The sequence below is a fragment of the Brevundimonas sp. P7753 genome, assembly GCF_013386595.1.
In the GTDB taxonomy this organism is placed as follows: Bacteria; Pseudomonadota; Alphaproteobacteria; order Caulobacterales; family Caulobacteraceae; genus Brevundimonas; species Brevundimonas bullata.
This window is the reverse complement of sequence record NZ_JACARP010000183.1, coordinates 1-4,995: the sequence shown is the minus strand read 5'-3', so window position 1 is coordinate 4,995 and position 4,995 is coordinate 1. Positions and strand designations below refer to the sequence as shown.

5 protein-coding genes and 1 pseudogene are annotated in these 4,995 nt (G+C 67.6%); 1 reads left to right on the top strand and 5 read right to left on the bottom strand.

Features of this window, described 5'->3' with window-relative positions; all coding sequences use genetic code 11:
• From HX774_RS18895 to HX774_RS18875, 5 genes and pseudogenes are all read right to left on the bottom strand, one after another.
• Positions 1-519: pseudogene (locus HX774_RS18895) on the bottom strand (lactoylglutathione lyase); the annotation flags it as partial.
• Between the two features lie 49 nt (positions 520-568).
• A complete protein-coding gene (locus tag HX774_RS18890; protein WP_178828962.1) occupies positions 569-1,762 on the bottom strand; it encodes a thiolase family protein in 1,194 nt (397 codons plus the stop codon).
• Positions 1,759-2,157, bottom strand: a complete 399-nt coding sequence (locus HX774_RS18885) for a Zn-ribbon domain-containing OB-fold protein (RefSeq protein WP_178828961.1) — start codon at positions 2,155-2,157, stop codon at positions 1,759-1,761. Before HX774_RS18885 ends, HX774_RS18890 begins: the two co-directional genes overlap by 4 nt.
• 35 nt (positions 2,158-2,192) lie before the next feature.
• On the bottom strand, positions 2,193-2,996 hold the full coding sequence (locus HX774_RS18880) for an enoyl-CoA hydratase/isomerase family protein (RefSeq protein WP_255500557.1): 804 nt from the start codon (positions 2,994-2,996) through the stop codon (positions 2,193-2,195).
• 37 nt (positions 2,997-3,033) lie between these two features.
• Positions 3,034-4,314, bottom strand: a complete 1,281-nt coding sequence (locus tag HX774_RS18875; RefSeq protein ID WP_178828959.1) for an MFS transporter — start codon at positions 4,312-4,314, stop codon at positions 3,034-3,036.
• Positions 4,315-4,553: 239 nt separating this feature from the next.
• Between HX774_RS18875 and HX774_RS18870 the strand changes: the two genes are divergently transcribed.
• On the top strand, positions 4,554-4,995 hold a 442-nt coding region (locus tag HX774_RS18870), incomplete at its 3' end, for an alcohol dehydrogenase catalytic domain-containing protein (RefSeq protein ID WP_178828958.1).

Sequence of the window (4,995 nt, the reverse complement as noted above, 5' to 3'; positions counted from 1 at the left end):
GGTGAAGGCTTCGGCCGGCATCTGGATCGCGGCCAGGGGAATGACCTCGATGCACAGCCCCCCGTCGACCGAGGGCTCATAGACCGGATTTTCCGGGGTGCAGCCGACCCACAACCGGTCGAACGGCATCTCAGGCGTCAGCTGCGCCAGGCGGAAAGGCTGACCCTTGCTGAGCAGGTGCTCGACGACGCCGCCGATGTTGTCCGACACCAGGACGGTGGCGTGGGTCTTAATGGGGCGGAACGGACCCTGGAAGTCCTCGAGGCTCTTGAGGAAGCCCGGGAACATGGGGTCGCCGTGGTTGGGGAAGTCCAGGTGGCCCTGGGGCTCGACGCGGGTCGGCGAGACCGCGAGGGATTTGTGCACCCTCAGGAAGTGGGCGACATAGGGGTGGCCCGGAAAGGCCTGGCGCCAGTTGGCGTGGCCGTGAATGTCCAGCTTGCTGACAATCTGTTCGGCGGTGTGGTCGGCGTCGTGGACCATCAGGTCGCCGCTCAGCAGCAGGTCGTACAGGCTCATGTCGTTCTCCTTGCGTCGGCGGCGCGCGGGCGCTCGCGGATCGTGATCTTCAGTCTTTGACGAGAAGCAGGCTGCCGGCGAGGGGGCCGCCGCCGGAGGCGCAGACCGCGACGCGAGGGTCGCGAATCTGGCGGTCGCCGCCGCGACCCCACAGCTGGGTGCAGGCCTCGTGAACATAGCCCATGCCATGGGTCCGCCCGCCGGACAGCTGGCCGCCGTTGGTGTTGAGCGGCAGTGCGCCGTCCAGGGCGATGCGGCCCCCGCCCTCCACGAAGGCGCCGCTGCCCCCCCTGGGGCAGAGACCCAGGCCCTCGAGCCACATCATCGTCAGGATGCTGAAACCGTCGTACAGCTGGGCGGTGTCCACATCGGACGGCTTGAAGTCGGTGCGCGCCCACATGGCGTTGCCGGCGTCCGCCGTGGCGTTGGCGGTCAGGTCGACCTGGTCCCACAGATAGGGCTGGTTCATCGCCGCGCCGATGGCTTCGATGCGGACCGGCGGATTGCGCAGGTCCCTGGCCCGGTCCCGGCGGGTCAGCACGATGGCGGTGGAGGCGTCGCAATGGACGTCGCAGTCGAACATGCGCAGCGGCGTCGAGATCATCTTCGAGTTGAAATAGTCGTCCATCGTCATGGGCTTGCGCATGACGGCCTTGGGATTGAGCAGGGCGTTGCGACGCGCATTGAGCGCGATCTGCGCCAACTGCTCCGGCGTCGTGCCGTATTTCTCCATGTGGGCGGCGGCGTACATGGCGGTGATGTTGACCACCGACAGGACATTGAACGGGGTGCACCACTGCCACATGAAATTCCCGTCGCGCGGACCGGACTTGGCGGCGAGGCTCTGATCCTTGCTGCCGCTCGTGCGGTTGCTGGATTCCGTGATCGTGCGGAAGACCAGGACGTTGTTCGCCATACCCGAGGCGATGGCCATGGCCCCGTTCATCACGCCCGCCAGCGGCCCGGCCGCCTCATAGCCTCCGCTGAACCAGTTGCAGTCGAGGCCGAACATGCTCAGCACCGCCAGGGGACCGACGGGCGAGAAGCTGCTTCCGTTGGAATTGTCTCCCGGCCAGGAGCAGACGCCGTCGATATCCTTGAGCTGAAGGCCGGCGTCGGCGATGGCTTCCAGCGCCGCGTCCACGGTGAGTTGCATCGCCGAGCGGGAGGAGGGGCGGCCGACCTCGGACTGGCCTATGCCGACGATGGCGACGTTCTTTTCGAGGAACCGCGCTCCGGTCATGACGTCGCCCTTTCGAACAGAGGGATCCAGACGTCCTCGACCCTTTCGAAGACCACGCTCACGGGCATGCCGATCGCCACGGCCTCGGCCGGGCAGTTCACGATGTTGGATAGGAAGCGCAGGCCTTCCTGCTCCTCCAGTTCGACGATGGCGACGACATAGGGATCCGCGAGTTCGGGCGTCCAGGCCTGGCGGTTGATGGTGAAGGTCAGTACGCGGCCGCGTCCGGAAACGGGGACTGGGCCGACCTTCAGGCTGGTGCAGTCGCGGCAGACCGGGGCGGGCGGATGGAAGTAGCGCCGGCAATCGTCGCACCGATGCATGCGAAGCTCGCCGACCTCTCCGCCGGTCCAGAACGGTCGCGTCTCCGCGTTGAGCAGGGGGAGCTTTCTCACAGACGGGCCTCCGCAGCGGGGTGATGAGAATCCATCTAGCGCCCCGTGAAGGCGGGCGGGCGCTTTTCCCTGAAGGCGGCGGCGGCCTCCCGGCGATCCTCGGTCGACATCAGCAGGACGAAGAGGTCCTTTTCGAGCTTGAGGCCCGCGCGCAGATCCATCTCGAACCCGTCGCGCGCGGCCTCCTTGACATAGGCGCTGGCCGCGGCCGGCCTGGCGGCGATGCGTTCCGCCAGGGCCTGGGCCTCGTCGATCAGGCTGTCGCCGGAAGCGGACAGTCGCGACACAAGGCCGATGCGGAAGGCTTCGGCCGCATCGATCCGGTCTCCGGAGAGCAGAAGGTCCAGCGCCGGGCCCAGGCCGACGATCCGCGGCAGGCGCTGCGTGCCGCCTCCGCCAGGAATCAGCCCCAGTCCGGTCTCGGGCAGGCCGAACACGGCGTTGGGCGCGGCCATCCGGATGTCGCAGGCCATGGCGATCTCAAGGCCGCCGCCCAGGCAGTAGCCGTGGACGGCGGCGATCACCGGCTTGCGGACCTGGTCCAGAATCTCGATCCAGCCCGGCGTCATGTCCGCACGCAGGGCCGGAAGAGAGGCGGCGTCGTTCTGGGACTTGATGTCGGCGCCGGCGCAGAAGCCGCGCTCGCCGGCCCCGCGGATGACGATGGCGCCGACGTCGGGGTCGGCGTCCAGGCGCACGAGGGCCTCGGCGGCCTCGCGGCGCAGGGCGGGATTGATCGCGTTGATCTGACCTGGCCGATTGAGGATGATCCAGCCCACACGATTGACGTGTTCGATCTGGACGGCGGGGGCGAAGGCTTCGTCTGCCATGGTCGTCATGCTCCGACGAAGGTTTGAGGGGCGCGGGCGGCGGCGATCATTCCGCGATCGCCTCGGCGAAACGTTGCGAGCGCCGCGCGGCGAACCAGGCGACGAGGAAGTGAAGGCCGGACCAGAGGCTGAAGATCATCACGGCCGCGATGCCGAACTTGAGTGAATGAGGGCCGCCGACACGGTCGCTGACCACGCCGACGACGAGGGGGCCGACGCCGTAGCCGATGAGATTGGTTACGGCCTGGACCGAGGAGACGACCACGCCGCGCATGCGGGGTTCAACGCCCGTGACAAGGATGGCGTAGGCCGGGGCGGTGAAGGCGCGCGAAACCACCTCGAAGACGATGAAGGCCAGGGCCACCACCAGCAGCGAGGAGCTCAGGGCGAAGACCAGGCCGGAGGCGCAAGCGAGGACGCAGGCCGTCATCGGCACGGCCGGCAGGGTCTGGACCCCCCAGCGCCTGACGACGCGGTCGCCTATCGGTCCGCCTAGGAGCGATCCCAGGGCGCCGAACAGGCCGACGCCGAGGCCGGCCATCAGACCCGCTTGCGGCAGGGTGAAGCCCTGGGTCCGCACCAGGAAGGAGGCCGCCCAGACCGGGACGCCCGACATAGCCAGCGACGCTAGGCCGACGCCGATGAAGGCGTGAAACACAGTGGGATTGGCGCAGACGAAGCGGAGGGTCTGCAAGGGGGAGGGGGCGGGCTCGTCCGACCGTCCGCCGAGGTCTCGCTCGCGGGCCGGTTCACGCACAGTCAGGAAGATCAGCACCGCCAGGATCAGGCCCGGCACGCCGGCGACGAAGAATGCGGCCCTCCAGCCGTAGTTGGCGGCGATGACGCCGCCGAGCAGGAGGCTGGTGGCCGTGCCGAAGGCCGTGCTGGTCCAGAATATCCCCATGGCGGTCGATCGACGCTCCTTGGGAAACAGGTCGGCGATCATCGACATGGCCGTCGGCGCGGCCGCAGACTCCGAAGCTCCGACCGCCAGGCGCGCCATCACGAGCGCCGGGTAGCTCTGGGCGAAACCGCAGATCGAGGTGCAGACGCTCCAGATCGCCACGACGGCGGCCAGGAGCTTCGTCCGGTTGACCCTGTCGATCAGCCAACCCATGGGCAGGCCAGCCAGGGCGTAGGTCAGGCCGAAAGCCAGTCCTGTCAGCACGCCGAGTTGGCTGTCGGAGAGCTGGAACTCGGCCTTGACCGGTTCGATCAGGATCGACATCACAGTACGGTCGATGGAGTTCGACACATAGACCAGCGTCAGGATGATAAGCGTATACCAGGCGCCCTTGGCGAGCGGCGCGGGCTTGGCGTTCGACATGGTCAGACCCCGACCTGGCGGGCGGAATGCGATGTCGCCCAAAGGCTGAATATGACGGGCACCAGTATCCTCCGCGCGCCTGAAACGGCGTCTCTTTAGGCGAAGCTAGATTAGCGCGAGTTATTCGGCAAGCGGAACAGATTTCTCGTATCAGAATTTATTCATTGTCACGGCCAAGGCTGTTGCCTAGGGGAGGAAGGCGGTCGACCGTCGCTCGCGCATTTCTCCAGGAGCCAGTCATGAGAGCCCTTCAGAGTCTGGCTGCAGGCGGCCCGGATACGCTGGTGATCCGTGAGGTCGACGCCCCGGTCCCGGGGGCGGGGCAGGTCGCCGTGACCGTTCATGCCTGCGGGGTGAACTTCCCCGACGGGTTGGTGATCGAGGACCGCTACCAGTTGCGGCCGGCGCGTCCCTTCTCGCCTGGCAGCGAACTGGCGGGCGTGGTGAGCGCGGTCGGCGAGGGCGTGACCTCCCTGGCGGTCGGCGAGCGCGTCTCCGCTTCGCTGCCGTTCGGGGCTATGGCCGAGACGGTCGTCGTCTCGGAGGATCGCTGCATCGTCATTCCCGACGCCATGCCGTTTGACGAGGCTGCGGCGCTCCAGGTCACCTACGGAACCGTCTACTACGCCCTGCTGGGGCGCGGGGGCCTGCGCCCCGGCGAGACCTTGCTGGTCCTGGGGG

What these genes read in the sequence shown, in the direction of transcription:
- HX774_RS18880 (WP_255500557.1), bottom strand. Translation starts at nt 2,996, where the DNA reads ATGACGACCATGGCAGACGAAGCCTTCGCCCCCGCCGTCCAGATCGAA.
- HX774_RS18890 (WP_178828962.1), bottom strand. Translation starts at nt 1,762, where the DNA reads ATGACCGGAGCGCGGTTCCTCGAAAAGAACGTCGCCATCGTCGGCATA.
- HX774_RS18875 (WP_178828959.1), bottom strand. Translation starts at nt 4,314, where the DNA reads ATGTCGAACGCCAAGCCCGCGCCGCTCGCCAAGGGCGCCTGGTATACG.